Annotated in this window: 2 protein-coding genes and 1 other RNA gene; 2 read left to right on the forward strand and 1 reads right to left on the reverse strand. The window is 61.1% G+C overall.

Annotation, left to right across the window (positions count from 1 at the left end):
- The coding region (locus A3730_RS02310) for a type I glyceraldehyde-3-phosphate dehydrogenase (protein ID WP_197477233.1) at positions 1-591 on the reverse strand (591 nt) is incomplete at its 3' end.
- 215 nt (positions 592-806) lie between these two features.
- Here A3730_RS02310 and ffs point away from each other — a divergent pair.
- Positions 807-903: signal recognition particle sRNA small type (gene ffs, locus A3730_RS02315), an RNA gene on the forward strand.
- A gap of 144 nt (positions 904-1,047) precedes the next feature.
- Positions 1,048-1,840: DNA polymerase III subunit gamma/tau (gene dnaX, locus A3730_RS02320; RefSeq protein ID WP_063537397.1), on the forward strand; the 793-nt coding region annotated here is incomplete at its 3' end.

Genomic DNA, 1,840 nt, shown 5'->3' on the forward strand with positions numbered 1-1,840 from the left:
GGCCTTGTCCACCAGGTTCTGGTCATTGGTGTAGCTGTGGATGGTGGTCATCAGCCCCTGTTTCACGGTGAAAGCTCGGTCGAGCACATCCACCAATGGCGCCAGGCAGTTGGTGGTGCAGGAAGCGTTGGAAACGATCTGCTGGCTATCATCAAGCAGGCCGTGGTTAACCCCGTAAACCACCATGGCGTCGGCATCGTCCACCGGGTAGCTCACCAGCACGCGGCGGGCGCCAGCGTCCAGGTGGCCCTGGAGCTGTGCGCGCTGCTTGTAGCGACCGCTACACTCCAGCACCAGATCCACCGCGTGCTCGCCCCAGGGTAACTGGTCCAGATCGGTGGTGGCGTAGCAGGGTACCCGGCGGCCATCAATCTCCATGGCGTCGCCGTCATAATGCACGGAATAGGGCCAGCGGCCGTGGGTGGTGTCGAAGGCAAGCAGGTGGGCAAGCACCTTGAAATCGGCCAGGTCATTGATGGCGACCAGTTCAAAATGCTCCCGTGCCGGGTGTTCACTGAGAGCCCGAACCAGGCAACGGCCGATGCGGCCGAAGCCATTGATGGCAATGCGAATAGCGGGACTGTTGTTCATGGTGCCTCCCTGTCCGCGGATGGGCTGGGCAGGCGCTTTCGCCGTCCTGCCCAGTCACTTTGAGTGTAGCCCTGTGCCCCGTGCGGAGCCAGCCTGTTCAAGGTTTAGCCAGCTGATTGCCCATGCCCTGCGGTCCTCTTGCAATAGCGTGAGGCATTCGCCACAATGCGCGCTCGTTTCGCGGCTGCCATGCCCGAAGCGCGTTATGGTCGACCCGTCGGTCCCCCCGCAACGATAAGCTGCGAACCCCGCCAGGCCCGGAAGGGAGCAACGGTAGCAGTGGACTTGTGTGCCGGGGTGCGGCTGGCGGGAAGACCGCTCTAATCTCTCCGCTACATGCCGCTCGCTTTCACGTAACACGCTTCTCCCACTGTCCTCCCCCCGGGAACTTCGATAGCATAAGCGCTCTGATTCCAATCCCTTTGTATTGGTGGCCATGATTGCCGCTGGAGTGCTATGAGTTATCAGGTCCTTGCCCGTAAATACCGCCCCCGTACCTTTGATGAACTGGTGGGGCAGGAGCACGTTTCACGGGCCCTGATGCATGCCCTGGATCAGGATCGGCTGCACCATGCCTACCTGTTCACCGGTACACGCGGGGTGGGGAAAACCACCATTGCCCGTATTCTGTCCCGCTGCCTGAACTGTGAGCAGGGTGTCAGTGCCCGCCCTTGCGGCGTATGCCCTACCTGTCAGGAAATTACCGACGGGCGCTTCGTGGATCTGATCGAAGTGGATGCGGCCAGCCGTACCAAGGTGGAAGACACTCGCGAATTGCTCGACAACGTGCAGTACGCACCGACCCGGGGCCGCTACAAGGTGTACCTGATCGATGAGGTGCACATGCTCTCGGCGCATTCGTTCAATGCGTTGCTGAAAACCCTGGAAGAACCGCCTCCCCATGTGAAATTCCTGCTGGCTACCACTGATCCGCAAAAACTGCCGGTGACCGTGCTGTCACGCTGTTTGCAGTTCAGCCTCAAGGCGTTGCCGGCCGAGCAGATTGCCGGGCATCTGAAAGCCTTGCTCGACAAGGAAATGATTCGCTACGAAGAGCCGGCGCTGCTGTCGTTGGGTAAAGCGGCTCAGGGTTCCATGCGCGATGCGTTGAGCCTGACGGATCAGGCGATCGCTTTCGGCAGTGAGCAACTCAGCAGTGAGGCGGTGAACGCCATGCTGGGTACGGTGGACCGCAACCACGTCCTGACGCTGCTGGTGGCGCTGGCGGAGCAGGAGCCCGGTGGTGTGC

The organism is Alcanivorax sp. HI0044 (assembly GCF_001634945.1).